The 25,682-nt window shown below is 64.3% G+C and carries 20 protein-coding genes, 1 tRNA gene and 2 rRNA genes (1 of these 23 running past the window's edge); 13 read left to right on the top strand and 10 right to left on the bottom strand.

Going from position 1 to position 25,682, the window contains the following annotated elements:
• The first annotated feature begins 22 nt into the window (after positions 1–22).
• The 12 genes from P9236_RS06345 to P9236_RS06290 all read left to right on the top strand — a co-directional run bounded on the left by P9236_RS06345 (position 23) and on the right by P9236_RS06290 (position 15,187).
• Positions 23–1,165, top strand: a complete 1,143-nt coding sequence (locus P9236_RS06345) for an ABC transporter permease (RefSeq protein ID WP_278073749.1) — start codon at positions 23–25, stop codon at positions 1,163–1,165.
• The gene (locus tag P9236_RS06340) at positions 1,165–2,091 is read left to right on the top strand and encodes an ABC transporter permease (protein ID WP_278073748.1); all 927 of its coding nucleotides are present in this window, start codon (positions 1,165–1,167) and stop codon (positions 2,089–2,091) included. The genes P9236_RS06345 and P9236_RS06340 overlap by 1 nt, the downstream gene beginning before the upstream one ends.
• Before the next feature lie 40 nt (positions 2,092–2,131).
• Complete coding sequence (locus P9236_RS06335; RefSeq protein WP_278073747.1) at positions 2,132–2,833, top strand: isochorismatase family cysteine hydrolase; 702 nt, start codon at positions 2,132–2,134, stop codon at positions 2,831–2,833.
• A gap of 10 nt (positions 2,834–2,843) precedes the next feature.
• A complete protein-coding gene (locus tag P9236_RS06330) occupies positions 2,844–4,376 on the top strand; it encodes an ABC transporter ATP-binding protein (RefSeq protein WP_278073746.1) in 1,533 nt (510 codons plus the stop codon).
• Positions 4,376–5,044, top strand: coding sequence for an isochorismatase family cysteine hydrolase (locus tag P9236_RS06325; protein ID WP_278073745.1), 669 nt, complete (start codon positions 4,376–4,378; stop codon positions 5,042–5,044). The genes P9236_RS06330 and P9236_RS06325 overlap by 1 nt, the downstream gene beginning before the upstream one ends.
• Positions 5,037–5,387, top strand: coding sequence for a cupin domain-containing protein (locus P9236_RS06320; RefSeq protein WP_278073744.1), 351 nt, complete (start codon positions 5,037–5,039; stop codon positions 5,385–5,387). Before P9236_RS06325 ends, P9236_RS06320 begins: the two co-directional genes overlap by 8 nt.
• Positions 5,384–7,180: an allophanate hydrolase gene (gene atzF / locus P9236_RS06315; protein ID WP_278073743.1), complete on the top strand. Its 1,797-nt coding sequence runs from the start codon at positions 5,384–5,386 to the stop codon at positions 7,178–7,180. Before P9236_RS06320 ends, atzF begins: the two co-directional genes overlap by 4 nt.
• 286 nt (positions 7,181–7,466) lie before the next feature.
• Entirely contained in the window at positions 7,467–8,165 is a 699-nt protein-coding gene (locus tag P9236_RS06310) for a GntR family transcriptional regulator (RefSeq protein ID WP_278073742.1), read from the top strand.
• 298 nt (positions 8,166–8,463) lie between these two features.
• The gene (locus tag P9236_RS06305; RefSeq protein ID WP_278073741.1) at positions 8,464–9,819 is read left to right on the top strand and encodes a glutamine synthetase family protein; all 1,356 of its coding nucleotides are present in this window, start codon (positions 8,464–8,466) and stop codon (positions 9,817–9,819) included.
• A 399-nt stretch (positions 9,820–10,218) separates the two neighbouring features.
• Entirely contained in the window at positions 10,219–11,286 is a 1,068-nt protein-coding gene (locus P9236_RS06300) for an HlyD family efflux transporter periplasmic adaptor subunit (RefSeq protein WP_278073740.1), read from the top strand.
• The gene (gene rbbA, locus P9236_RS06295; RefSeq protein WP_278073739.1) at positions 11,283–14,075 is read left to right on the top strand and encodes a ribosome-associated ATPase/putative transporter RbbA; all 2,793 of its coding nucleotides are present in this window, start codon (positions 11,283–11,285) and stop codon (positions 14,073–14,075) included. The genes P9236_RS06300 and rbbA overlap by 4 nt, the downstream gene beginning before the upstream one ends.
• Positions 14,075–15,187 carry an ABC transporter permease gene (locus tag P9236_RS06290; protein WP_278073738.1) on the top strand — a complete coding sequence of 371 codons (1,113 nt, stop codon included), beginning with the start codon at positions 14,075–14,077 and terminating at the stop codon, positions 15,185–15,187. The genes rbbA and P9236_RS06290 overlap by 1 nt, the downstream gene beginning before the upstream one ends.
• 71 nt (positions 15,188–15,258) lie before the next feature.
• Here the strand turns inward: P9236_RS06290 and P9236_RS06285 are convergent, their stop codons facing one another.
• The 7 genes from P9236_RS06285 to P9236_RS06255 form a co-directional block, all read right to left on the bottom strand.
• Positions 15,259–16,248 carry an ABC transporter permease gene (locus P9236_RS06285; RefSeq protein WP_278073737.1) on the bottom strand — a complete coding sequence of 330 codons (990 nt, stop codon included), beginning with the start codon at positions 16,246–16,248 and terminating at the stop codon, positions 15,259–15,261.
• Positions 16,245–17,765: a sugar ABC transporter ATP-binding protein gene (locus P9236_RS06280; protein ID WP_278073736.1), complete on the bottom strand. Its 1,521-nt coding sequence runs from the start codon at positions 17,763–17,765 to the stop codon at positions 16,245–16,247. Before P9236_RS06280 ends, P9236_RS06285 begins: the two co-directional genes overlap by 4 nt.
• 64 nt (positions 17,766–17,829) lie before the next feature.
• Positions 17,830–18,822: a substrate-binding domain-containing protein gene (locus P9236_RS06275; RefSeq protein WP_278073735.1), complete on the bottom strand. Its 993-nt coding sequence runs from the start codon at positions 18,820–18,822 to the stop codon at positions 17,830–17,832.
• A gap of 84 nt (positions 18,823–18,906) precedes the next feature.
• Entirely contained in the window at positions 18,907–19,683 is a 777-nt protein-coding gene (locus P9236_RS06270) for an SDR family oxidoreductase (protein WP_278073734.1), read from the bottom strand.
• Positions 19,684–19,685: 2 nt separating this feature from the next.
• Positions 19,686–20,849, bottom strand: coding sequence for a galactonate dehydratase (gene dgoD / locus P9236_RS06265; protein ID WP_278073943.1), 1,164 nt, complete (start codon positions 20,847–20,849; stop codon positions 19,686–19,688).
• An 88-nt stretch (positions 20,850–20,937) separates the two neighbouring features.
• Entirely contained in the window at positions 20,938–21,681 is a 744-nt protein-coding gene (locus tag P9236_RS06260; protein ID WP_278073733.1) for a FadR/GntR family transcriptional regulator, read from the bottom strand.
• 90 nt (positions 21,682–21,771) lie between these two features.
• Complete coding sequence (locus P9236_RS06255; RefSeq protein WP_278073732.1) at positions 21,772–22,413, bottom strand: ThuA domain-containing protein; 642 nt, start codon at positions 22,411–22,413, stop codon at positions 21,772–21,774.
• A gap of 63 nt (positions 22,414–22,476) precedes the next feature.
• On the opposite strand from P9236_RS06255, the gene P9236_RS06250 reads away from it, so the two are divergent.
• Positions 22,477–22,623, top strand: coding sequence for a hypothetical protein (locus P9236_RS06250; RefSeq protein ID WP_278073731.1), 147 nt, complete (start codon positions 22,477–22,479; stop codon positions 22,621–22,623).
• Between the two features lie 126 nt (positions 22,624–22,749).
• Here P9236_RS06250 and P9236_RS06245 read toward each other — a convergent pair.
• From P9236_RS06245 to P9236_RS06235, 3 genes are all read right to left on the bottom strand, one after another.
• A tRNA-Met gene (locus P9236_RS06245) sits at positions 22,750–22,826 on the bottom strand.
• 133 nt (positions 22,827–22,959) lie between these two features.
• Positions 22,960–23,074, bottom strand: a 5S ribosomal RNA gene (gene rrf, locus P9236_RS06240).
• A 70-nt stretch (positions 23,075–23,144) separates the two neighbouring features.
• Positions 23,145–25,682: ribosomal RNA gene (locus P9236_RS06235) — 23S ribosomal RNA — on the bottom strand; it runs 288 nt beyond the window's last position.

Below are 25,682 nucleotides of genomic sequence, written 5' to 3'. Positions count from 1 at the left end.
GCGGGCCAAGGGAGACGAGGCGATGACGGAGGCGGTAAGCAGTACGGACGTGCGGGCCATCCTCGATGCGAGGGGATACCGGACGGCGCTCGAATGGATCGCCAGGCGGGCAGAGGCCTTCGTCATTCCGCTCGCCGCGCTGGTCGCCGGCATGCTGCTGTTCAGCCTGTTCATCGCGATGGTCGGCAAATCGCCGGTCCAGCTCTACGAGACAATGTGGCGGGGCGGCTTCGGCTCCTGGTTCTCGATCCAGAATTCGCTGTCGCGCGGCGCGCCGCTCTTGCTAGCGGCACTCTGCGTGGCGCTGCCGGCGCGCCTTGGCCTAGTCGTCATCGGCGGCGAGGGCGCGATCGTGCTCGGCGGCGTCGCCGCGGCCGCCATCGGCGTGGCGCTGAACGGCGCGCCGTCTTTTCTCGTCATCCTCCTCATGGGCGTGGGGGGCGTGGCCGCCGGCGGCATCTGGATAGGTGCCGTCGGCGCGCTGCGTCACTACCGCGCCGTCAACGAGACCATCTCCAGCCTGCTGATGGCCTATATCGCCATCGCACTGATGAACTATCTGGTGGAAGGGCCGCTGCGCGACCCGGCCTCGCTCAACAAACCCTCGACCCAGCCGCTGGCCGATATCTACCGCGTCGGCAACATCCCGGGCATGGAAGTGCACTGGGGCCTCGTCGTCGGCATCCTCGCCTGCGTGCTCTCCTGGCTGCTGATCGAGAAGACTCGCTGGGGCTTCGCCGCCCGCATCGCCGGCGGCAATGTCAGGGCGGCGCAGGTGCAGGGGCTTGCCGTCGGTCCGCTGATCGTCGGCTTCACCGCGCTGGCGGGCGGCTTCGCCGGCCTTGCCGGCATGCTCGAGATAGCGGCCGTGCAGGGCAGCGCCAACGGCTCGCTGGCTGCCGGCTACGGCTATACCGGCATCCTCGTCGCTTTCCTCGCCCGCCACAATCCGCTTGCCATCATCCCCGTCGCCTTCCTGCTTGGCGGCATCGACGCGTCCGGCGGGCTGATCCAGCGCCGCATGGACCTGCCCGACGCGACCGTTCTGGTGCTGCAGGGCATACTGTTCATCGTCATCCTGTTCAGCGAGACCTTCTACGGCCGCTTCAAGCTCTTCAACCCCGACCTCTGGCAGAGGCCCGATTCCTTGAAGGGGACTGTCTGATGGAAGCCACCGACATCGGCCTCTGGGGCGTGCCGCTCGCCATGCTGGGCGGCGCCATCCGCGTGTCCACCCCCTTCATCTTCGTCTCGCTCGGCGAGGCCATCACCGAACGCTCGGGCCGCATCAATCTCGGCCTCGAAGGCACGCTGGTGTTCGGCGCCATGAGCGCCTATGCGATGGCGGTGATGACCGGCTCGCCATGGCTCGGCCTTTTGGCCGCAGCGGTCGCCGGCCTCTGCTTCGGCCTCTTCCATGGCTGGATCTGCAAGTTCCCGAAGGTCAACGATATCGCCATCGGCATCGCCCTGATGCTGTTCGGCACCGGTCTCGCCTTCTTCTTCGGCAAGCCGTTCATCCAGCCTTCCGCACCAGATCTGCCGGCGATCCCCTTCGGCGCTTGGTCCGACATCCCTCAGGTGCAGGCGGCGCTCAACGTCAACGTGCTGTTTCTTGTCGGTGCCGCGCTCGCGGCTTTCCTCTGGTGGGCGTTCCGCAACACGCGCATCGGCCTGATCGTGCGCGTGGTCGGCGACAGCGCCGATGCCGCGCGCGCCATGGGCCTCGACCCCAACACGGTGCGCCTGCTGGCCACCGGCGCCGGCGGTGCGCTAGCCGGTATCGGCGGCGCCTATCTGTCGCTCTATTATCCCGGCAGCTGGACCGAGCGCATCTCGTCGGGCCAGGGACTGATGGCGGTGGCGCTGGTCATCTTCGCCCGCTGGAACCCGCTCGGCTGCTTTGCCGCGGCACTTCTGTTCGGTGGCGCCGGCGCGCTCGGCCCGGCGCTGCAGTCGGTGGGCGTCACCCAGGGCTACTACCTCTTCTACGCCGCGCCCTACATCCTCACCCTCATCATCATGATCGCCACCTCGTCACCGAGCCGCACGCTCGCCGGCGCTCCAGGCGAACTGTCGATCACCAAATGACCGCGCACCACGTGCCGCTCGCGAGACCGGAGTTTTTGCCATGAACGCCAGAGCCGAGATCACCCAGCGCTACATCGACGCCGATCCCTATCCCTGGCCCTACAATGGCGATCTGCGGCCGGACAACACGGCGCTGATCATCATCGACATGCAGACCGATTTCTGCGGGCCTGGCGGCTATGTCGACCATATGGGCTATGACCTTTCGCTGGTCAGGGCGCCGATCGAGCCGATCAAATCTGTGCTCGCCGCCATGCGGGCGAAGGGCTACACCATCATCCACACGCGCGAGGGCCATCGGCCCGACCTCGCCGACCTGCCGGCCAACAAGCGTTGGCGCTCGCGCCGCATCAATGCCGGCATCGGCGATCCGGGGCCATGCGGACGGATCCTGGTGCGCGGCGAGCCGGGCTGGGACATCATCCCCGACCTCTACCCGGCCGAGGGCGAGCCGATCATCGACAAACCGGGCAAGGGCTCGTTCTGCGCCACCGACCTCGAATTGATCCTCAACCAGCGCGGCATCGAGAACATCGTGCTCACCGGCATCACCACCGATGTGTGCGTGCACACCACCATGCGCGAGGCCAATGATCGCGGCTTCGAATGCGTGATGCTGGAGGATTGCTGCGGGGCGACCGACTACGGCAACCATCTGGCGGCGATCAAGATGATCAAGATGCAGGGCGGCGTCTTCGGCGCCGTCTCGAATTCCACCGCCCTCGTCGCCCAACTGCCATGAGGAACCGGCGATGAGCGGAACTCTCCACCGCAAGGCGATCGGCGTCGAGACCATCGGCATGACCATGCGCTTCGGCGCCTTCACCGCGCTCGACGACGTCTCAATCAAAGTGTCTGCAGGCTCCTTCCACGCCCTTCTCGGCGAGAACGGCGCCGGCAAGTCGACGCTGGTCAAATGCATGATGGGTTTCTATCACCCGACGTCGGGCGACATGATGGTCGACGGACGCCAGGTGACGATCGCCAGCCCCAGGGATGCCTCGGCGCTCGGCCTCGACATGGTCTATCAGCATTTCACGCTCGTGCCTTCGCTGACCGGCGCCGAGAACCTGGTCATCTCGCGCGAGAAGGTGCCGGGCATCATCGACTGGCGCAAGGAGCGTGCAGCACTTGCAGCCTTCATGGAGCGCATGCCGTTCAAGCTGCCGCTCGACGTCAAGGTGGCCGAGCTCGCGGCCGGCGAGAAACAGAAGCTGGAGATCATCAAGCAGCTCTATCTCGGCCGCAATTTCCTGGTGCTGGACGAGCCGACATCAGTCCTCACCCCGGGCGAGGCGCAGGAAGTGCTTGGCCTGGTGCGCGGCATGACGAAGGCGGGCGACCTCACCGTGCTGATGATCTCGCACAAGTTCCACGAGGTCACGGCATTCGCCGACGACATCACGGTGTTGCGCAAGGGCAGGCTCACAGGAACCGGGAAGGTCTCGGCTCTTTCGCGCAGCGAAATGGCGGCGATGATGATCGGTGACCAGCCGATCGCCGCGCTCGACAGCCGCGCCGCGCCGGAGCCGGATGCCGAGATCGTGCTCGAGGTCAAGGCGCTGAAGGCGCCGGACCGAACCGGGCTCAAATCGATCAACATCGCCGAGCTCGGCGTGCGCTCCGGCGAGATCGTCGGCATTGCCGGCATCTCGGGCAACGGCCAGAAGGAGTTCCTGGAAGTGCTGGCCGGACAGCGCGCTAGCGAGGCGGGCAAGGTCATGGTTCGCGGCACGGCCTATGCCGCGACACGCGCGGAGGCGCGTGCGCTCAACGTCCGCCTCATCCCGGAGGAGCCGCTGAAGAATGCCTGCGCGCCGAGGATGACGGTCGCCGAGAACATCGCCTTCCGCACCTTCGACGTCGATGGCAACGGCAGGCCGGTGAGCTGGATCAGCGCCGGCGCCATCAAATCCTTCAGCGCCCGGCTGGTCGAGCAGTTCAAGGTCAAGACCGCATCGCTCTCCTCGCCGATCGCCTCGCTGTCGGGCGGCAATGTGCAGCGCGCCGTGCTCGCCCGCGAGCTCACCGGCCAGGTCGACCTTTTGATCGTCTCCAACCCCTGCTTCGGCCTCGATTTTTCCGCCGTCGCCGAAATCCGCGCCCGCATCATGAAGGCGCGCAACGCGGGGGCCGCGGTGCTCCTGATGTCGGAAGATCTGGATGAGCTCCTGGAGCTCTCGGACCGCATCCTCGTCATGTCCGACGGCGCGCTGGTCTACGAGACGCCGATCGCGCAGGCGAGCGTTCAGACGATCGGCGAGCACATGGCGGGGCACCACTGATGGCAAAAATCGAAGCGCTGCCTTTCACCTTTGCCTTCGAGCCGCAGTCGACGGCGCTTATTGTCATCGACATGCAGCGCGACTTCGCCGAGCCCGGCGGCTTCGGCGCCAGTCTCGGCAACGATGTCAGCCGGGTGACGGCGATCGTGCCGACGGTGAAAAAGCTGATCGAAGGCTTCCGCGCCGCCGGCCTGCCGGTGATCCACACCATGGAGTGCCACAGGCCCGACCTTTCGGACCTGCCGCCCGCCAAGCGCAACCGTGGCAACCCGTCGATCCGCATCGGCGATGTCGGCCCGATGGGCCGCGTGCTGATTGCCGGCGAGCCAGGCACCGCGATCCTCGATGAGCTTGCGCCCTTGCCTGGCGAGATCGTCATCGAGAAACCCGGCAAGGGCGCCTTCTACGCGACCGGCCTCGGCGATGACTTGAAGCGGATCGGCGCCCGGCAGCTGGTCTTCGCCGGCGTGACGACAGAAGTCTGTGTGCAGACGACGATGCGCGAGGCCAACGACCGCGGCTATGAGTGTCTGGTCGCCGAGGACGCGACGGAGAGCTACTTTCCCGAATTCAAGACCGCCGCGCTCGCCATGATCAAGGCGCAGGGCGCGATCGTCGGCTGGACGGCGACCACCGACCAAGTGCTCGAGGGAATTGCGAATGCCTAATCTTGCCTTTGCCGGCCTCGTCGACGGTGGCTGGCGCGATCTGGCGTTCGAGCCTTTCCGCGACGGCGTGACGGTGCACTGGCTTCTCAAGGGCGGGCCGGTCGAGCCGTCCGTGGCGGTCCTTAAATATCAGCCGGGCGCCGGTGTGCCGCGCCACCGCCATGCCGGGCTGGAAACCATCGTCGTGCTGGAAGGCACCCAAAGCGACGAGAACGATGACTATCCGGCAGGCAGCGTGATCCTCAATCCGGTCGGCACCGAGCATTCGGTGTGGACGAAGGACGGCTGCGTCGTGCTGATCCAATGGGACCTGCCGGTGATCATTCTGGGGGAGACGAAATGAGCGACATCCGCTTCGACATCGCCAGCCTGCATGCCGCCTACGGGGCCGGCACCGGCATAGCCGAGGTGATCGATACGGTGCTGGCCCGCATCGAGGCGGCGGGCGATCCCGGCATCTTCATCCACCTTGCGACAAAAGCCGTGATGCTGGCCGAGGCCGAAGCGCTCGGCTCGTTCGACCCGGTGGCCAAGCCGCTCTGGGGCATCCCCTTCGCCGTCAAGGACAACATCGATGTCGCCGGCATGCCGACCACGGCCGCCTGCGCTGAATATGCTTACACGCCGGACAAGGATGCGACGGTCGTAGCGAAGCTCAAGGCGGCGGGCGCCCTGGTCGTCGGCAAGACCAATCTCGACCAGTTCGCCACCGGCCTCGTCGGCGTGCGCACGCCTTGGCCGATCCCGAGGAATGCGATCGATCCTAAGCTCGTGCCCGGCGGCTCCTCCTCCGGCTCCGCGGTGGCGACGGCGCGCGGCATCGTCTCCTTCGCGCTCGGCACCGACACCGCCGGCTCGGGCCGTATCCCGGCCGGCCTCAACAACATCGTCGGGCTGAAGCCAACCGTCGGCGCGCTGTCGACGGCGGGCGTGGTGCCGGCCTGCCGGACGCTCGACTGCGTCTCGGTTTTCGCGCTGACGGTCGACGACGCCTATGCGGTGTTCTCGGCCGCCGCGGCGCACGATGCCGCCGATCCCTATTCGCGCGACATCGCCGTCCAACCACTCGCCGCCCGCCCGCCGGTGCTGAACATCGGGGTCCCGGCAAAGGTCGACCTGAAGTTCTTCGGCGACGCATCGATGCAGGCCGGCTTCGAAGCTGCTCTCGCTGCCCTGGAGGCGCGCGGCGCCAGGCTCGTCGAGATCCCGTTCGGCGACTTCTACGCAACCGCCGACCTGCTCTACGAAGGCGCCTGGGTGGCGGAGCGCTATGCGGCGATCCGTGATTTCTTCGAGGCGAATGAAACAGCGCTCCATCCGGTGACGCGCAAGATCATCGGCGGCGCCAGAAACCTGTCGGCCGCCGACGCCTTCCGCGGGCTCTATGCCTTGCAGGCCTACAAGGCGCGGCTTGCCCCGATCATCGCCTCCGTCGATCTTTTCTGCGTGCCGACCGCGCCGACCCACTACACGGTCGATGCCGTGCTTGCCGATCCGATCGCCACCAACAGCCGGCTCGGCACCTACACCAATTTCGTCAATCTCCTCGACATGTGCGGCATCGCCGTGCCGGCCGGCAGGCGCGACGACGGCCTGCCGATGAGTGTTACGCTTCTGGCCGCCGCCAGCCGGGACGGCCTCGTCGCGGCGGTCGCGCGCGACCTGCATTCGGCGAGCGGCCTCGCCCTCGGCGCGACCGGGTGGCGGCAGTCGAGCGCGCGCCCAGCCAGCGCATCGGCCGAGGATGGCATGATCGAAATGGTTGTCGTCGGCGCGCATCTTTCGGGGATGCCGCTCAATGGCCAGCTCAAGGAAGCTGGCGCGCGTTTCTGCCGGGCGACGACGACGACGCCTTCCTACAAGCTCTATGAGCTTGCCGGCCAGGCCACGCCAAAACCGGGACTGATCCGCGTCGCAGGCGGCGGCACCGCGATCGAGGTCGAAGTCTGGCGGCTTTCTGCCGAGGCATTCGGCCGCTTCGTCGCCGCCATCCCGCCACCGCTCGGCATCGGCACCATCGAGCTCGACGACGGAACATCGGCGAAGGGTTTTCTGGCCGAGACCGCCGGTCTGTCGGCGGCGACGGATATCTCCGCCTATGGCGGCTGGCGTAGTTTCCTCGCCAGGACCCAATAAGCGCAACGACGGCCGGGAGCCTTCCTGCCAGCTAAACGACGGGAATCTTTGTTGGCCGGAGGTCGAGGCCCGCCTGCCAGTTCCGAGGTCCGCGTCAGGCCAACGGAGAATCGCTCTACCGCACGCATGATGCCGCTCGTCGAGTCAGCCGGGATGCAATCCTGGCCGCCCTTGCGGCGGCGCGCGTTAACCGCCTATCGTGCGGCTCGAAACCGCCAGCCAAGTATCCCGGCGGCGGATTGCTTGACGAAACGGATTTCAGGGCGGACGAAGCAGCGCATAGCCAATGGCCGACAAAACACAATTCGGACTGACTGCCCTCGACACGGTACCCCTGCATGAGAAAGTCTATCTGGAACTGGTGCGGGCGCTGATGTCGGGTCAGCTCCAACCCGGCCAGAAGCTGACCTCGCGCAAGCTCGCCAAGGAGCTCGGCACCAGCGACATGCCGGTGCGCAGCGCCTTCATGCGGCTGCAGGCGCTGAGGGCGCTGAGCCCGATGCCGAACGGCAGCGTCGAGGTGCCGGTGATCTCGGCCGACCGCTTCCAGCAATTGACCGACGTGCGCACGATCCTGGAAGGCACAGCCGCCGAGCTCGCCACCAAACGCATCAACGGCAACAACCTGCGCGCCATCCGCCGTCACTGCGCCGAGCTCACCCAGGCCGCCCGCAGCGGCGACATCGACGATTATCTGCGCAAGAACCACGACTTCAAATTCTCGATCTATCGCCACTGCGGCAACGAACAGATGATCTTCCTGATCGAGACGGTGTGGATGCAGGTCGGGCCTTTCCTGCGCAACCTGCGCATGGGCTTCGAGGACGACCTCGCCGGCATTCTTGGCATCGACTATCACGAGGAGGTCGTGGAGGCGATCGAGGCCGGCGATGGCAAACGGGCAAGCGCGGCCATCGTGCGCGACATCGGCGAAGGTGCGACACACATTCTCAAGCAGGTCAGGTTCCCGGAACTGCGGCAGTAACATTCGGGCGTTGGCGATCCTTCGCGCCTCTGTCCCGCCGACATCTCAAAGGTTTCTGCCGCAGCCGGTAAACGACCGTTCGAATGCCCCTTGGCTTTCCCCCACTCGCCGGCTATGTTGCGATCGCAGATCGCAAATTGTGGACCGGAAATGCCGCCCGATATCCCAGCTAGTGAATTGAAAAGATGAAGGAAATCAGCCCGAAAACATCCTGGGCGGCCTTCACGAACTCACAAGCTATAGAATGGATATCGTAGCCGAAATGGCTACAGCACCTCCAGAAAAATAGGGGTTGAAATTGGGCGATGCAATTGCGGACGTTTTGAACTGGCTTGACAGCAGGAGCGACATCCAGAGCCTGAGGGCCGCGGTGTGCGACCTCAACGGCATCATGCGCGGCAAGCGCATCCCGGTCGAGCAGGCGCGCAAGGCGCTCGAAGGCAAGCTGCGCATGCCCTTTTCGCTGATCGGGCTCGACATCTGGGGAGAGGACATCGAAGGCAACGCGCAGGTCTTCTCCACCGGCGATGCCGACGGCCTTTGCCACTGGACGGGACGCGGCATCCTGCCGGTCAACTGGACGGCGCATCCGACGGCGCTGTTGCCGCTGTGGCTGGCGGATGAGGCCGGCGCGCCCTATCTCGGCGACCCGCGCCGCGCGCTGGCCCGCATCCTCGACCGCTATGCCGCGCTTGGCCTGACGCCGGTTGCTGCAACCGAGCTCGAATTCTACCTCGTCGACCCGACATCGCAGCGGCCTGTCGGCCCTGTCTCGCCAGTCACCGGGCGGCGGCTCGATTCCGATGCAGCGCTTTCGATCGACGAGATCGACGATTTCGAGGCCTTCATTCACGATGTCTACGAGGCCTGCCGCATGCAGGGTATCCCTGTCGACACCGCGATCGCCGAGAACGGCGTCGGCCAGTTCGAGATCAACCTCAACCACGTTCCCGACGCCTTGCGCGCCGCGGACGACGCCGTGCTCTTCAAGCGCACCGTCAAGGGCATTGCGCGCAAGCATGGCTTTGCCGCCTGCTTCATGGCCAAGCCCTATGGCGAGCGCGCCGGCAACGGGTTCCACGTCCATTTCAGCGTCGTCGACAAGGAAGGCCGCAACATCTTCGACGACGGCAGCGACCAGGGCTCCGAGACCATGCGCCACGCGGTCGGCGGCCTGCTTGCCGCCATGGCCGAGAGCACGCTGGTGTTCGCGCCGCATTTCAATTCCTACCGCCGGCTTCGGCCAAGATCCTATGCGCCGACAGCCGTCGCCTGGGGTTACGAAAACCGCATGGTGGCGATACGCATTCCGGGTGGCCCATCTGCCGCGCGTCGCATCGAGCATCGCGTCTCCGGCGCCGACGCCAACCCCTATCTGGTGTTGGCGGCGATCCTGGGCGCCGCGCTGATGGGCATCGAAAAACAACTGTCACCCGGCGAGCCGACCGGCGGCGAGGGGCAAGGACTGACGCTCGCCAAGCTGCCCCCGGACTGGGCCTCGGCCATCGCCGCGTTCGAAACCGGGCCGCGCGTCGCGGAAATCTTCCCGGCTGTGCTGCGCGACGCCTTCATCGCTTGCAAGCGCCAGGAGCTCAACACCTTCGCGCTCAACGTCAGCGATTTCGAGATCGAGACCTATCTCGAAAGCGTTTAATCGCCCAAAACTGTGCATCGGTTTGGGAAAACGACGTGCATCGAAGCAACGACCTGAAGCGCGTCGATCAAATCCGTTTCGACGCAACGCGCCTTAACGCGCCTTAAGGAGGCGCTTCGGTCTGTCCGAAGGTCGGCGAACGCCTCGATGCGATGAAACAGGGCACGGACTTCTGGTGACCTGGGCAACTTTCCTCGAAGGCCGTTCTGCGCCGCCGGTGTGCTTCTCCCGCGATTGATGCGGATCAAGGTCGCCATGCCGGGCCTCTGTTTTGGTCCCGTTCAGCTCTCAGCCCGAACGGAGTCCCCCCGCCATGATCGGCATCTCGTTGAGCCCTGAACGGATCCATTTTGCGCCGCCCGCGCTCGTCCGCGCGTCGCGCAACGCAGGAGGCCGCCAATGAAAGGTTCGTTACGGTGGCTGTCTCCCGTCATTCTGATCGCGCTCGCGGCAGCCGGCTATTACGCATGGCAGCGATCCGAGGCCGGGGCGTTGCCGCAAGGCATCGCCAGCGGTAACGGCCGCATCGAAGCGGTCGAAATCGACGTCTCCACGAAAGCATCGGGGCGGATCAAGGAAATCCTGGTCGGCGAAGGTGATTTCGTCAAAGCCGGCGAAGTGCTTGCCCGCATGGACACCACCCAGATCGAGGCTCAGCGCCGCCAGGCCGAGGCGCAGCTTCAGCGCGCCACCATCGGCGTCGAGACCGCCGGCAGCCTGGTGACGCAACGCGAAGCCGAAAAGACGGCAGCCGCCGCGGTCGTCGCGCAGCGCGGGGCCGAGCTCGACGCCGCCGAGCGGACCTTGGCGCGCTCCCAGCAGCTCGCGGTCAACAACACCGTCTCCCAGCAGGTTCTGGACAACGATCGCGCCGCCGAGCAGAGCGCGAAGGCCGCCGTTGCCGCGGCGCAGGCCCAGCTCGCCGCCAGCGAGGCGGCCATCAATGCTGCGAGGGCACAGGTGGTCGATGCCAAGGCCGCGGTCGATGCCGCGCAGGCGGCGATCGAAAGCATCGATGCCGATATCGACGACGCCGTGCTGAAATCGCCGCGCGATGGACGTGTCCAATTCCGGGTGGCGGAACCCGGCGAGGTGCTTGCGGGCGGCGGGCGCGTGCTCAACCTCGTCGATCTCGGCGATGTCTACATGACGTTCTTCCTGTCGACCGCGCAGGCTGGCCGCGTCGCCATCGGCTCCGACGTACGCCTCGTGCTCGATGCGGCGCCGCAATACATCATCCCCGCCAAGGTGACCTTCGTCGCGGACGTCGCGCAGTTCACGCCAAAGACCGTCGAGACGGAGGAGGAGCGCCTGAAGCTCATGTTCCGGATCAAGGCGCATATCTCGCCGGAGCTGCTCCGCAAATATATCCAGCAGGTCAAGACGGGTTTGCCCGGTGTGGCTTATGTGCGGCTCGACCCGCAGGCTGAATGGCCGGCCGGCGTCCAAGGAAAGCTTGTGCAATGAACGCTCGGGCGGACGGCGCCGCTGCCTTCTCGCCGAAGCGGGTCGCGCGGCTGGAGAACGTCGGCCATGTCTATGGGAAGGTCCGGGCTCTCAATGCCATATCGCTGGACTTCCCGACCGGCTGCATGGTCGGCCTGATCGGGCCGGACGGCGTCGGCAAATCCAGCCTGCTTTCCCTGGTTGCCGGAGCGCGGACGATACAGGAAGGTCATATCGAGGTGCTGGGCGGAGACATGGCCGATCTCCGCCACCGGCAGAGTGTCTACCCAAAGATCGCCTATATGCCGCAGGGCCTTGGCAAGAACCTCTATCCGACGCTGTCCGTGTTCGACAACATCGATTTCTTTGGCCGCCTTTTCGGGCACGACCGGCGGGAGCGGGAGCGCCGCATCGGCGAGCTCCTGAGGCGTACCGGACTTGCGCCTTTCGCCGATCGGCAGGCCGGCAAGCTTTCGGGCGGTATGAAACAGAAACTCGGCCTCTGCTGCGCCCTGATCCACGATCCGGACCTCTTGATCCTGGATGAGCCGACTACCGGCGTCGACCCTTTGTCGCGCCGCCAGTTCTGGGAACTGATCGATGAGATTCGCAAGAGCCGCGACGGCATGAGCGTCATCATCGCGACGGCCTACATGGAGGAGGCCTCGCGCTTCGACTGGCTGGTGGCGATGGATGGAGGCCGGGTGCTGGCGTCCGGAGCCCCGGCCGACCTGCTCGCACGGACCGGCGCGCCCGACCTCGACGCGGCTTTCATCGCCCTTCTCCCGCCGGAGAAGCGAGGCAGCCACGAGACGGTGAAGATCCCTCCGCGACCCGCCGATGCCGACGGCGTATCCGCCATCGAGGCTGAACATCTCACCATGCGCTTCGGCGATTTCACCGCGGTCGACGACGTGAGCTTCCGCATCGGCCGCGGCGAGATCTTCGGCTTCCTGGGCTCGAATGGCTGCGGCAAGACGACCACCATGAAGATGCTGACCGGGCTGCTCGAACCGAGCGACGGCAAGGCACGGCTGTTCGGACGCGAGATCGACTCGCGCGACATCGAGGTGCGGCGGCGCGTCGGCTATATGTCACAGGGATTCTCCCTCTACTCGGAACTGACGGTTCGGCAAAACCTCGATCTGCATGCCCGACTCTTCGGCATGGCCGACGCCGCGATCCCGTCCCGGGTCGAGGAGGTCGCGCGGCAGTTCGGTCTGGCCGACAACGTCGACGCGCTGCCCGAAGCACTGCCGCTCGGCATCCGCCAGCGGCTGTCGCTGGCGGTAGCGATGATCCATTCCCCCGAGATACTGATCCTCGACGAGCCCACTTCCGGAGTCGATCCTGTTGCCCGCGACGGGTTCTGGCGGATTCTCGGCGATCTCTCCCGTAAGGCGAACGTGACGATCTTCGTCTCCACGCATTTCATGAATGAAGCGGAACGCTGCGATCGCATCTCGCTTATGCACGCCGGCAAAGTACTGATCAGCGACACGCCCGCCGGCATCGTCGGGAGCCGCTCGGCGGCAACGCTGGAAGAAGCCTTCGTCGGATATCTGGAGGAGGCGACGGGGCCGGAGCAGCGCGGCACATCGGGCTCGGCCGCCGAAACAGTACCGCTCGCGAAAGCGCTCGGCGCGCCGCACAGCCAACCCAAAGAGAGCCGCGACGGCCGTTTCTTCGATCTGCGCCGCATGTTCGCCTACACCCGCCGCGAGGCGATGGAGCTCGCACGCGATCCGATCCGCGCCACGCTGGCTACCATCGGCAGCCTCATCCTGATGTTCGTCGTCGGCTACGGCATCAACATGGACGTCGAGAATCTCTCCTTCGCCGTCCTCGATCGCGACGACACGACGATCAGCCGGGACTATGTGCTGCAGATCGCCGGCTCGCGCTATTTCACCGAGAAGACGCCGATCACCGACTATGCCGATCTCGATCGGCGCATGGAGGACGGGGAACTCAATCTCGCCATCGAAATTCCGACCGGGTTCGGGCGTGACCTCGCGCGCGGTCGCCACGTCACGATCGGCGCGTGGATCGACGGCGCCATGCCGACGCGCGCCGAAACCGTGCTGGGCTATGTCTCGGGAATGCATGCCGGCTGGCTCACGCGGAAGGCGCGCGAACTCTACGGCGACGCCGCCACCGCCAGCGCCTTCCAGCTCGATATCCGCTACCGCTACAACCCCGACGTCCGCAGCCTCGACGCCATCGTTCCGGCCGTCCTCCCGATGCTTCTCCTGCTGATCCCTGCGATGCTGGCCGTGCTGAGCGTGGTGCGGGAGAAAGAACTCGGCTCCATCATCAATTTCTACGTCACGCCCGTCACCCGGCTCGAATTCCTGGTCGGCAAGCAGATCCCCTATGTGATCCTCGCGATGCTGAACTTCGTGCTGCTGACTGCCTTTGCCGTCTTCGTTTTCGGCGTGCCGTTGACCGGCAGCCTTCCTGCATTCGCCGCCGCCGCCCTTCTTTACGTCATGGCCACGACCGCAATGGGGCTCTTTCTGTCGACCTTCATGAGCAGCCAGATCGCGGCGATCTTCGGAACCGCACTGCTCACCATGATCCCCGCCACCCAATATTCGGGCATGATCGACCCGGTCTCGTCGCTGCAGGGCGTGGGTGCATTCATCGGCCGGATCTATCCGACCACCTATTTCGTAACGATCTCGCGCGGCGTCTTTTCCAAAGCGCTCGGCTTTGCCGACCTGTCCGGCGCGTTCGTGCCGCTGCTCGTCGCCATTCCGGTGCTGCTCGGCCTTGGAGCGGCTTTTTTGAGAAAACAGGCCCGCTGATGCGCATCGCCAACATATACGAGCTCGGCATCAAGGAACTGCGCGGTCTTGTACGGGACCCGATGATGCTTGTGCTGATCGTCTACGCCTTCACCGTCGCCATCTACACCGAATCCAAGGCGATGCCCGAGACGCTCAATCATGCTGCGATCGCTATCGTCGACGAGGATCAGTCGCCGGTCTCATCGCGTATCGTCACGGCATTTTACCCGCTTTACTTCACCGCGCCGCGACTGATCTCCCAGCCCGAGATGGACAGCCGCATGGATTCAGGAATGGACACATTCGCGCTGGACATTCCGCCGAGCTTCCAGCGCGACCTCCTGGCTGGCCGTTCTCCAACGGTTCAGCTCAACATCGACGCCACCCGCATGTCGCAGGCCTTTACCGGCGGAGGCTATGTCCAGTCGATCGTTTCGGGGGAAGTGAACGAATTCCTGAACCACTATCGCTCCCAGACTTCGCTCCCCGTCGAGCTCGACCTGCGGGCGCGATTCAATCCCGAACTCAACAAGGGCTGGTTCGGCGCCATCACCAATGTCATCTCCTCCATCACCATGCTTTCGATCGTGCTCACCGGTGCCGCGCTGATACGCGAGCGCGAGCACGGCACGATCGAGCATCTGCTGGTGATGCCGGTCACCCCGTTCGAAATCATGACGAGCAAGATCTGGTCCATGGGCATCGTCGTCCTCGTGGCGTCGGGCCTTGCGCTCGTCTTCGTCATCCAGGGGCTGCTGTCGGTCCCGATAAACGGATCGATCGCGCTTTTCATGGTGGGCGCGGCCCTCGACATCGTCGCCATGACCTGTCTGGGTATCTTCCTTGCCACCGTCGCCGGCTCCATGCCGCAATTCGGCCTGCTGCTGATGATGGTGCTCCTGCCCCTGCAGGTGCTGTCCGGCGGCGTGACCCCGCGCGAGAGTATGCCCCTCGCCATCCAGGCCGTCATGTTCGTCGCGCCCAACACGCATTTCGTCATGCTGGCCCAGGCGATCCTGTTCCGCGGCGCGGGCCTCGATGTCGTCTGGCCGCAGCTTGCGGCGCTGCTGGTCATCGGCATGCTGCTGTTTGCGTTCTCGCTCCGCCGCTTCCGTCAGTTCCTGAAATAGGAACCGCAATCCAATGCTTCGAGATTGAGACCTGCATCGCAAGCGTGTAGTGGCCGATCTGCGCACACGGCCTACTCTCCCGCCCGCGCCCGCTGGCGCTCCTGGACGATGACCGCCAGGATCAGCAGCGCGCCCTTGGCAAGCAGCTGGTAGAAGGTCGGCACGCTGGTCAGGATCATGCCGTTATTGAGGACGCCAATGATCAGCACCCCAAACATGGCGCCGACGATCGTGCCCTTGCCGCCCTGCAGCGCGCAGCCGCCGAGAATCGCGGCGGTGATCGCCTCGAGCTCCAGCCCCTGGCTGCCGGAGGCCGGCTGTCCGGACATAGTGCGGCTGGCGAGCACCAAGCCGGCCACCGCTGCCGCGAAGCCGCTCATGGCGTAGATCGAGATCTGATAGCGGCGGATCGGAATGCCGGCGAGCCGCGCCACCGTCGGATTGCCGCCGAGCGCGTAGATGTTCCTGCCGACCACCGTCTCGCGGGTGAAGACGATGAACGCCGCCATAGCGGCGATCAGCAGCCAGATGGCAAAAGGCAGGCCAAGGAAGGTGCCGATGCCGAGCGCGCGCAGGCTGTCGCCGGTGATCGGGATCGAGTTGCCGTTGTTCATCAGATAGGCGAGGCCGCGGAAGGCCGACATCGTTCCAAGCGTCGCGATCACCGCGTTGACCGGGCCGTAGACGATGATCAGCCCGTTGACAGCGCCCGCTACAAGTCCGGCGAGCAGCCCGGCCAGGATACCGGCCGAAATAGAGCCGGTTTCCTGTGCGGCGACGGCAAGCACCATGGTGCTCAGGCCCACGATGGAACCGACCGAGATGTCGAGCCCGCCGGAGACGATGACCACGGTCTGCGCCATTGCCAGGATGCCGAGGATGGTGACCGCGAGCCCGATATTGATCAGGTTGCGCGGCGTGAAGAAGACGTCGGGCCTGAGCGCGCCGAAGATCGCCAGCAGCACGATCAGCGCGATCAGCAGACTGATGTTCTGCGCGCCGATGCGGCCGAACAGACTTGCCGGCGCGTGTTCGCGGCCGGCGGTCGCGGTATCGGTCACGATACTCTCCTCTCGATTGTCTCTTTTCCCGAGCGCATGGCCAAGGCCAGCACCGCTTCCTCGCTCGCTTCCTGCCACGGAAGCTCGCCGCTGATGCGCCCGCTCTGCATGACCAGAACGCGATCGGCGAGGCCGAGCAGCTCCGGCATCTCGGAGGAGATGAGCAGGATGGCGAGGCCCTGGTCGGCCAGGCTTTCGATGAGCCTGTAGATCTCTGCCTTGGCGCCGACGTCGATGCCGCGCGTCGGCTCGTCGAGGATGAGCACGGCCGGCCCCCGCGCCTGCCAGCGCGCGAAGACGACCTTCTGCTGATTGCCGCCGGACAGTTTTCCGACGGCCTGCTCGATCGACGGCGTCTTCACCCTGAGCTCGGCGACGTGGCGGGCGACCAGCGCGCGCTCGCGCCTGCGGCTGAAGAAGCCGAAGCGCGACACCATGTCGGGCACCACGAGGCTGACATTGTCGCGCACAGCCTGCATCAAGAGCAGCGCTTCCTGCTTGCGGTCCTCCGGCACCAGCCCGATTCCGGCCGCGACGGCATCGGCCGGTTCGCGCGGCTTGTAGGGTCGGCCGCCGACCGTCATCCGTCCCGACAGCAGCGGGTCGAGGCCGACGATGGCGCGCGCGACTTCCGTCCGTCCGGCGCCGACCAGTCCCCCCAGCCCGACGATCTCGCCGGCCCTCGCCTCGAAGCTGATCCCGTCGACCCGGCGTGTCGTGACAGCTTCCAGCGCCAGCCGGACCGGCCCCAGCGTGCGTTCTCTTCGGTTGAACAGGTCGCTCACCGGCCTGCCGACCATCAGCCGCACCATGCGCTGCTCGTCGAGCGCCGCGATCGGCTCGTCGGCGACGCGGCTGCCGTCGCGCATCACCACGCAGCGATCGGCAAGCTCGATGATCTCGCGCAGGCGGTGCGAGATGTAGATCACGGCGACGCCGTCGGCTTTCAGACGCCGGATGACGCGGAACAGCCGCTGCGCCTCGTCCTCCGTCAGGGACGAAGTCGGCTCGTCGAAGGCGAGGAGCCTCGCGCCTGGCCGCAGCGCCCGCATGATTTCGATGAGCTGCCTGAGCGCCGGGCTGAGCCCATGGCAGCGCTGCCCGGGCGACAGCACGTCGGCCACGCCGAACGTGCCGAGCAGATCGAGACTGCGCCGCTCCAGATCCGCGCGGTCGAGGAACAGGCCGCCGCGCGCCCTGATGTCGCCGATGAAGATGTTTTCCGCCACCGTCAGCTCCGGAATGATCTCCGGCTCCTGATGGATGACGCGGATGCCAGAGCCATGGGCGACGCGCGGCGAGCTGAGCTGGACCGGCTGCCCATCGACCAGCACCCGGCCGGCATCGGGCCTGTGCTCACCCTCCAGCACGCGCATCAGCGTAGACTTGCCGGCGCCGTTCTCGCCGATGAGCGCCGTGATCTCGCCGGCATTGAAGGCGACCGACACATCTCGCAGCGCCTGCACGGCGCCGAAGCGCTTGCTGACGCCCTCGACGGAAACGACGGGCACGGTCATCGACGGGCGGCTCCGCATGAAGCCGCCCGCCCAAGGGCCACCCGCCGTGAGGCGGAAAGAAAGCCTAGGACTTGCAACCGAGCGTATCCTTGAACTTGTCGAAGTTCTCGCCGCTGATCAGGGTGGCGTCCTGGAAATAGTCCTTCTGCATCTCCTTGCCGGTGGCCTGGTCGTAGAGCGCCTGGATCGCGGCCGCGCCATGCTTGGCGCTGTCCAGCCACATCGTGCCGCGGAAGCCCGAGGGCTTGCCGGCGCCGAAGGCCTCGCAGGAACGCGACCCGTCGATGCCGATGCCGATGACGTTCTCCGGCTTCATGCCGGCATTCTCGGTGGCGCGCACGCCGCCGAGCACGCCGTCGTCGTTGCAGGAGAAGAAGATCCACTTCTCGGCATCCGGATTGGCAGTCAGCGTGGTCGAAACGACGTCGATCGAGTTGACCATGGTGTTGTCGTAGGGGATCGAGACGATGCGCGACTTGATCTCCGGGATCGCCGCGACCAGCGCTTCCTGCGCGCCCTTGTTGCGGCGCATGCAGGTGTCGGCCTTCTGGTCCTCGATCGAGCCGACGCGCACGTTGGAGAGGTCCTTGTCCCAGCCTTCGGCCTTGGCGATGCGGGCGATCTCGGTGCCGACCTGCTTGCCGATGTTGAGCGCGTTCATGCCGACATAGGCAACCGGCGTGCCGTCGGCGAAGGCGATGTCGTCGTCGACCGCGATCAGGCCGATCTTGGCGGCCTTCGCCTTGTCGGCGACGACCGGGCCGAGCGAACGATCCGGCACCACCACGGCGATGCCCTTGACGCCGTCCCCGACATAGGTGTCGAAGGTGGTGACGGCGAGGTTGGCGTCGAACTGGACGTCCTGGACAAGCAGGTCGACGCCGAGCTCGGCGGCCTTGTCCTTGGCGCCTTTCACCTCGCGCACGAACCACGGATGGTCGCCCATCTTGTTAATGTAGCCGAACTTCATCTTATCCTGCGCGCCGGCGCCATGGACCGTCAACGCGACGGCGGCGGTCGCCGCCACCGCAAGGCATGCCTTGATCATCTTTTTCATTGGCTTTCCTCCCTATCGATCCCGGGCCGGCGGGACGTGATCCGTTTGAAGACGTTTCCGGCGACCGGCCGCCGGTGCGAAACCTCATTCGTGGTAGAGAACCGAGCGACCGCCATCGATGACGATGCAGGCCGCGTTGATGAACGGCGCCTCGTCTGAGCCGAGGAAGACGGCGGTCATCGCCACCTCCTCCGGCCGGCCGATACGGCGCGGCGGGTGCAGGTCGTAGGTGCGCTGGCGCTCCGCCTGCGGGTCCGCAAATGTGTTCCAGTAGTCGACCGCGATCTGCGTCTCGATGTAGCCGGGCGCGATCGCGTTCACACGGACACCTTCGGCGGCGTATTGGATGCCGAGCGACCGCACCAGGCCGATCAGCCCGTGCTTGGCGACCGGATAGGGAAAGGTGGACGGGATGATCGCGAAGGAATGGCAGGACGCGATGGCGACGACCGACCCCTGCTTCTGAGCCCGCATCGCCGGCAGAACTGCGCGCGCCGAATACCACACGCCGTCGAGATCGACGGCAAAGCAGCGCCGCCATTCCTCCTCCGTGGTTTCCAGCGGCTCGTGGAAAACGTTGATGCCGGCATTGGCGACCAGCACGTCGATGCGGCCGTAGGCGGCAAGCGCTTGTTCCGCCATCGCCTCGCAGGATCTGCTGTCCGCGACGTCGGTTTCCACGAACAGCGCCCGCGCACCACTTTCGACGAGCGAGGCGACGACCTTCGCCCCCGCCGAAGCGTCCTTTTCCGCCACCACGATCGCGGCGCCTTCGGCCGCCATCGCGCGCGCCGTCGCCTCGCCGATGCCGCGCCCGGCGCCGGTGATGATCGCCACCTTGTCCTTGAGACGCCCCGCCATCGTCACCAGTCCACGATGGTGCCGTCGGCGAGCACGGCGTTGGTGGTGTGCATGACTTCGGGATTGTAAGGATGTCGCTCTGCGACCACCTCGTCGACCTCAACGCCGAGCCCCGGCGCGTCCGGCACCTGCCAGCAGCCGTCGACCATGCGGATCGGCCCCTTCACGACCTCGAAATACCAGGGCACGGCGCCGACCATCTCCTCCTGGATCAGGTGGTTGGGGGTGGAGACGGCGAAATGCAGCGCCGCGGCGCCCGCGATCGGGCCGAGCGGATTGTGCGGCGCCACCCCTACGGACACCGCCTCGGCCATCGCCGCGATCTTCTTGGCCTCGAGCAGGCCGCCGCAATGGCAGATGTCCGGCTGCACGACGTCGACCGCCCCTGCCCGGAACAGATCGTCGAATTCGGGACGGTCGACCAACCGCTCGCCGGTGGCGATCGGCACGCGCGACTTGGCGGCGAGCTGCGCCAGCGCGCCGGTCTCGCCCGGCGGCAGCGGCTCCTCGACGAACATAGGCCGGTGCGGCGCGAGCGCGTCGATATAGGCGAGCGCGGTCGAAGCGGAGGCCGGACGGCCGTGGAAGTCGACCATGATCTCGACTTCCGGCCCGACCGTCTTGCGCAGCGCCTCCATGAGCCGGCCGACCTTGTCGACCTCGATGAGCGGAGCGTGATAGTGGCTATAAGGGATGAAGACGGCCTTCAGCGCGCGATAGCCCCTGGCTACCACCTCGGAGGCCCGCTGCACCAGCGGCTCGGCGTCCAACGTTTCATAGACGGCGCGCATGTCGCCGAGGCCGAGATGGGTATAGACCTTGACCCGGTCGCGCACCTTGCCGCCGAGCAATCGCCAGACCGGCTGATCGAGCCATTTGCCGAAAATGTCCCAGAGCGCCAGCTCGATGCCCGAGACGGCCGACATGCCGATCACGCCCAGCCGCCAGAACGAATGCTTCTTGAGGATGCGCACCGCCTGCTCGATGTCGCGCGGATCGCGGCCGATCAGCAGCGGCGCCAAGTCGGCGACGGCGCCGACGACGGCCTGGGTCTTCCATTCCAGCGTCGCCTCGCCCCAGCCATAGAGATCCGGCTGGTCGGTCTCGATACGCACGAACACCCAGTTGCGCATATCCGCGTTCACGACGCGCGTGGTGATCGCCACGATTCTCAAGCGCGACTCCTCCCAGATGGCACTTAGATCATATGAAATTCGATTATCATATGATCTAAATTGGCGTCAAGAAGGCGTGTCAGGCTTTTGTGTGGAGGTCGTCGGCGGCGATGTCGAGCAGCCTGTTCATGGCGGCGCGGGCGCCGGCGGTATCGCGGATGCGGATCGCCTCCAGCACCGCGACATGCGCCGAGAGCGCGCGCGACTGCGCTTCCATCAGCGGGTTGGTGACGAGGAATGTGGCGCGCAGCGCAGCCTCCAGCATGCCGACCAACCCCTTGAGCACGACATTGTGGCTGGCGGCGATGACGCCCTTGTGGAAGGCAAGATCCGCCTGGCAGACGGCGTTGAGATCGCCAGGGATGTTGTCGCGCATGCCGACCACCGCGCGCTCGATATCGGCGAGATCGGCAGCGGTGGCGCGCCTGGCGGCGAGTTCCGCGGCCGCCGGCTCGAAGATCCTGCGTGCCTCCAAAAGTCCGGAGACCAGTTCCTCGTCGTCCTGGATCGCCGGGTGCCAGCCAAGGACCACCGGGTCGAGCAGCCGCCAGTTGTCGCGCGGCAGCACGCGCACGCCGGCGCGCCGCCTGGCCTCGACGAGGCCTTTCGCCGACAGCACCTTGACCGCTTCCCTGACCGAGGTGCGGCTGACGCCCAGCATGGCGCAGAGCTCGTCCTCGCGCGGCAGGGCGTCGCCGGGAGCATAGTTCCCGCCCAGGATGCGGCTGCCCAGCACGCTGACGACGGCGTTGTGCACGCTCGCCCCGCCCTGGTCGACCGAAGGCATCCAGCCGATTGCATCCGCAGGAACGATGGTTTCCACGCAATCCTCTCCCGTAGAGCACGCTGCAGCTAGCTGTTGTATGGAAGGCTAGGTCTTATGTAAATCACAATTCATATGATCTTTGCCAGCTCAGCGTGCCGCCCAGATCAAGCCGCGGCGCAGGATCGTTCGCATCTGCGGAACCTCGAACTCCTTGGCTACATGGCCGAGTGACGAATAAAACACCCGGCCCTTGCCATGCCGGCGCTTCCACACGACCGGCATGACCACGCCGTCGATCCACGGCGCGTGTTGGCCCGAGAAGGTGGTGGTCGCCAGCACTTCGTTCGAGGGATCGACATGCATGTAATACTGCTCGGAGCGGTAAGCGAAGTCCTCGATGCCGGCCATGGTCGGATCGTCGCGCCGCACGATGTTCACCCGGTAATCGATGATATTGCCGGGATGCGCGACCCACTGGCCGCCGCACATGAACTGGTATTCCGTCGATTCGCGAAATGCATCGCCCATGCCGCCATGATAGCCTCCGAGACCGACGCCGCTCTCGACCGCCTTGGTCAGATTGGCCTCTTCGGCCTTGGCGAGCTTGGACATGGTGTAGATCGGCACGATCAGGCTGAGCTCCGCGATGGCCGGATCGGCGAACACCGCGGTCGTGTTTTCCATGCGCACGGCAAAGCCTTCTTCCTCGAGCATCGTCTTGACGACGTTAGCTCCGGCTTCGGGTTCGTGGCCTTCCCATCCGCCCCATACGATCAGCGCCTGCCGCATCTTGTGCTCCTCATGCGTTAAAGCATGTCTCCCGAAAGTGGGAACCGGTTTCGGGACAAAGACATGCGTAAAATCAAAAACCTGATGCATGCCGCCCAAAAGTACGCAGCGGTTTTGGGGCAACGACATGCATCAAACAAAGACTTGAAGCGCGTCGCCGGTATCCGTTTCAGCGCGCCGCGCTTTAGCGTCCGCGGCCGAAACGTGTGACAGCGGGCGCCGAGCGACCATCGCCGCAAAGTCGTGTGGAGTCGAGTTGGAAAAACGCATGGCGACGCAAACAAAGTTCGGCGCAAAAACGAAAACGGCCCGCGCGAGGCGGGCCGTTTTGAAACTTGGTTGCGGGGACAGGATTTGAACCTGTGACCTTCAGGTTATGAGCCTGACGAGCTACCGGGCTGCTCCACCCCGCGCCAACCATAGAGGTAAGCATAAGCTTACCGAATTCAAGTGGCCGCCAAATGAAAAGGCCGCTTGCGCGGCCCAGGATCCCGTTCGGCGGGCCTTATCGTAAGGAGAAGACTTTGTCGAACGTGCGCTTGGCAGACCTGGCAGCGACCTACTCTCCCGCGTCTTGAGACGAAGTACCATCAGCGCTGGAGCGTTTCACGGCCGAGTTCGGAATGGGATCGGGTGCAGCCGCTCCGCCATAACCACCAGGTCGGCAAAACGCACGTTCAAATCGAGAAGCTGTCTATTCGTGCCGCCTACAATGGGCACAAGTAATGAGAACGATCAAGCCGATCGAACTATTAGTACCGGTAAGCTTCAAGCGTTGCCGCTCTTCCACACCCGGCCTATCAACGTGGTCGTCTTCCACGGTTCTCAGGGAATACTCGTTTCAAGGTGGGTTTCCCGCTTAGATGCCTTCAGCGGTTATCCCGTCCGGATATAGCTACCCTGCAATGCGGCTGGCGCCACAACAGGTCCACCAGAGATCCGTCCATCCCGGTCCTCTCGTACTAGGGACAGATCCTTTCAATATTCCTACACCCACGGCAGATAGGGACCGAACTGTCTCACGACGTTCTGAACCCAACTCACGTACCGCTTTAAATGGCGAACAGCCATACCCTTGGGACCTGCTCCAGCCCCAGGATGCGATGAGTCGACATCGAGGTGCCAAACAACCCCGTCGATATGGACTCTTGGGGGTCATCAGCCTGTTATCCCCGGCGTACCTTTTATCCGTTGAGCGATGGCCCTTCCACGCGGGACCACCGGATCACTATGACCGACTTTCGTCTCTGCTCGACTTGTCAGTCTCGCAGTCAGGCAGGCTTATGCCATTGCACTCAGCGAACGATTTCCGACCGTTCTGAGCCCACCATCGCGCGCCTCCGTTACTCTTTAGGAGGCGACCGCCCCAGTCAAACTACCCACCATACATTGTCCCGGACCCGGATAACGGGCCGCGGTTAGACATCCATAGTAATAAGGGTGGTATTTCAAGGGTGGCTCCACCTGAGCTGGCGCCCAGGCTTCAAAGCCTACCACCTATCCTACACATGCCACTACGAATGCCAATGTAAAGCTATAGTAAAGGTGCACGGGGTCTTTCCGTCTAACCGCAGGAACCCCGCATCTTCACGGGGAATTCAATTTCACTGAGTCTATGCTGGAGACAGCGGGGAAGTCGTTACGCCATTCGTGCAGGTCGGAACTTACCCGACAAGGAATTTCGCTACCTTAGGACCGTTATAGTTACGGCCGCCGTTTACTGGGGCTTCGATTCAGAGCTTGCACCCCTCCTCTTAACCTTCCAGCACCGGGCAGGCGTCAGACCCTATACGTCGCCTTGCGGCTTCGCAGAGCCCTGTGTTTTTGATAAACAGTCGCTACCCCCTGGTCTGTGCCACCCTCCTCTGCTTGCGCAGAAAAGGGTCACGCTTCTTCCGAAGTTACGCGTGCAATTTGCCGAGTTCCTTCAGCATAGTTCTCTCAAGCGCCTTGGTATACTCTACCAGACCACCAGTGTCGGTTTCGGGTACGGTCTATAAGGAGGAGCTATTTCCTGGAACCACTCCGCTGCCCTTTCAATCCGATAAGATTGGACAACTTGTGTGATCCGTCACTACCTCCAGGCTCACGAATATTAACGTGATTCCCATCGACTACGCGTTTCCGCCTCGTCTTAGGGGCCGGCTAACCCTGCTCAGATTAACTTTAAGCAGGAACCCTTGGTCTTTCGGCGGGGGAGTCTCTCACTCCCCTTACGTTACTCATGTCAGCATTCGCACTTCTGATACCTCCACCGCCCCTCACGGGTACGGCTTCATCAGCTTACAGAACGCTCCGCTACCGCTCGTGATTGCTCACGAACCCTAAGCTTCGGTGTATGGCTTTAGCCCCGTTACATTTTCGGCGCAAAGACCCTTATTTAGACCAGTGAGCTGTTACGCTTTCTTTAAATGATGGCTGCTTCTAAGCCAACATCCTGGTTGTTTTGGGATCCTCACATCCTTTCCCACTTAGCCATAACTTGGGGACCTTAGCTGTAGGTCAGGGTTGTTTCCCTTTTCACGACGGACGTTAGCACCCGCCGTGTGTCTGCCGACTAGTACTCCCAGGTATTCGGAGTTTGGTTAGGTTTGGTAATCCGGTGAGGACCCCTAGCCCATCCAGTGCTCTACCCCCTGGGGTATTCGGTCGACGCTCTACCTAAATAGATTTCGCGGAGAACCAGCTATTTCCGAGTTTGATTGGCCTTTCACCCCTAGCCACAAGTCATCCCGAACTATTGCAACAGTTATGGGTTCGGCCCTCCAGTAAGTGTTACCTTACCTTCAGCCTGCTCATGGCTAGATCACTCGGTTTCGGGTCTAATGCAACGAACTGAACGCCCTGTTCAGACTCGCTTTCGCTGCGCCTACACCTATCGGTTTAAGCTTGCTCGTCACACTAAGTCGCTGACCCATTATACAAAAGGTACGTGGTCACCCTTGCGGGCTCCCACTGTTTGTAGGCAATCGGTTTCAGGTACTCTTTCACTCCCCTTGTCGGGGTGCTTTTCACCTTTCCCTCACGGTACTAGTTCGCTATCGGTCATGCACGAGTACTTAGGCTTGGAAGGTGGTCCTCCCAATTTCAGACAGGATTTCACGTGTCCCGCCTTACTCGAGGACGATTGATCGCATTACGCGTACGGGGCTGTCACCCGCTATGGCCCAACTTTCCAGAAGGTTCCGCTTGTCTCTCAATCGCCACTGGCCTGGTCCGGGTTCGCTCGCCACTACTTCCGGAGTCTCGGTTGATGTCCTTTCCTACGG

The sequence above is a fragment of the Mesorhizobium sp. WSM4884 genome (assembly GCF_029625675.1).
Lineage (GTDB): Bacteria > Pseudomonadota > Alphaproteobacteria > Rhizobiales > Rhizobiaceae > Mesorhizobium.
The sequence above is the reverse complement of the archived record's forward strand: the minus strand, read 5'-3'. Positions and strand labels throughout refer to the sequence as shown.

Coding starts and splice junctions, on each gene's coding strand:
- P9236_RS06345 (WP_278073749.1), top strand. CDS start 23: ATGACGGAGGCGGTAAGCAGTACGGACGTGCGGGCCATCCTCGATGCG.
- P9236_RS06340 (WP_278073748.1), top strand. CDS start 1,165: ATGGAAGCCACCGACATCGGCCTCTGGGGCGTGCCGCTCGCCATGCTG.
- P9236_RS06335 (WP_278073747.1), top strand. CDS start 2,132: ATGAACGCCAGAGCCGAGATCACCCAGCGCTACATCGACGCCGATCCC.
- P9236_RS06330 (WP_278073746.1), top strand. CDS start 2,844: ATGAGCGGAACTCTCCACCGCAAGGCGATCGGCGTCGAGACCATCGGC.
- P9236_RS06325 (WP_278073745.1), top strand. CDS start 4,376: ATGGCAAAAATCGAAGCGCTGCCTTTCACCTTTGCCTTCGAGCCGCAG.
- P9236_RS06320 (WP_278073744.1), top strand. CDS start 5,037: ATGCCTAATCTTGCCTTTGCCGGCCTCGTCGACGGTGGCTGGCGCGAT.
- atzF (WP_278073743.1), top strand. CDS start 5,384: ATGAGCGACATCCGCTTCGACATCGCCAGCCTGCATGCCGCCTACGGG.
- P9236_RS06310 (WP_278073742.1), top strand. CDS start 7,467: ATGGCCGACAAAACACAATTCGGACTGACTGCCCTCGACACGGTACCC.
- P9236_RS06300 (WP_278073740.1), top strand. CDS start 10,219: ATGAAAGGTTCGTTACGGTGGCTGTCTCCCGTCATTCTGATCGCGCTC.
- rbbA (WP_278073739.1), top strand. CDS start 11,283: ATGAACGCTCGGGCGGACGGCGCCGCTGCCTTCTCGCCGAAGCGGGTC.
- P9236_RS06290 (WP_278073738.1), top strand. CDS start 14,075: ATGCGCATCGCCAACATATACGAGCTCGGCATCAAGGAACTGCGCGGT.
- P9236_RS06280 (WP_278073736.1), bottom strand. CDS start 17,765: ATGACCGTGCCCGTCGTTTCCGTCGAGGGCGTCAGCAAGCGCTTCGGC.
- P9236_RS06275 (WP_278073735.1), bottom strand. CDS start 18,822: ATGAAAAAGATGATCAAGGCATGCCTTGCGGTGGCGGCGACCGCCGCC.
- P9236_RS06270 (WP_278073734.1), bottom strand. CDS start 19,683: ATGGCGGGGCGTCTCAAGGACAAGGTGGCGATCATCACCGGCGCCGGG.
- P9236_RS06255 (WP_278073732.1), bottom strand. CDS start 22,413: ATGCGGCAGGCGCTGATCGTATGGGGCGGATGGGAAGGCCACGAACCC.
- P9236_RS06250 (WP_278073731.1), top strand. CDS start 22,477: ATGCGTAAAATCAAAAACCTGATGCATGCCGCCCAAAAGTACGCAGCG.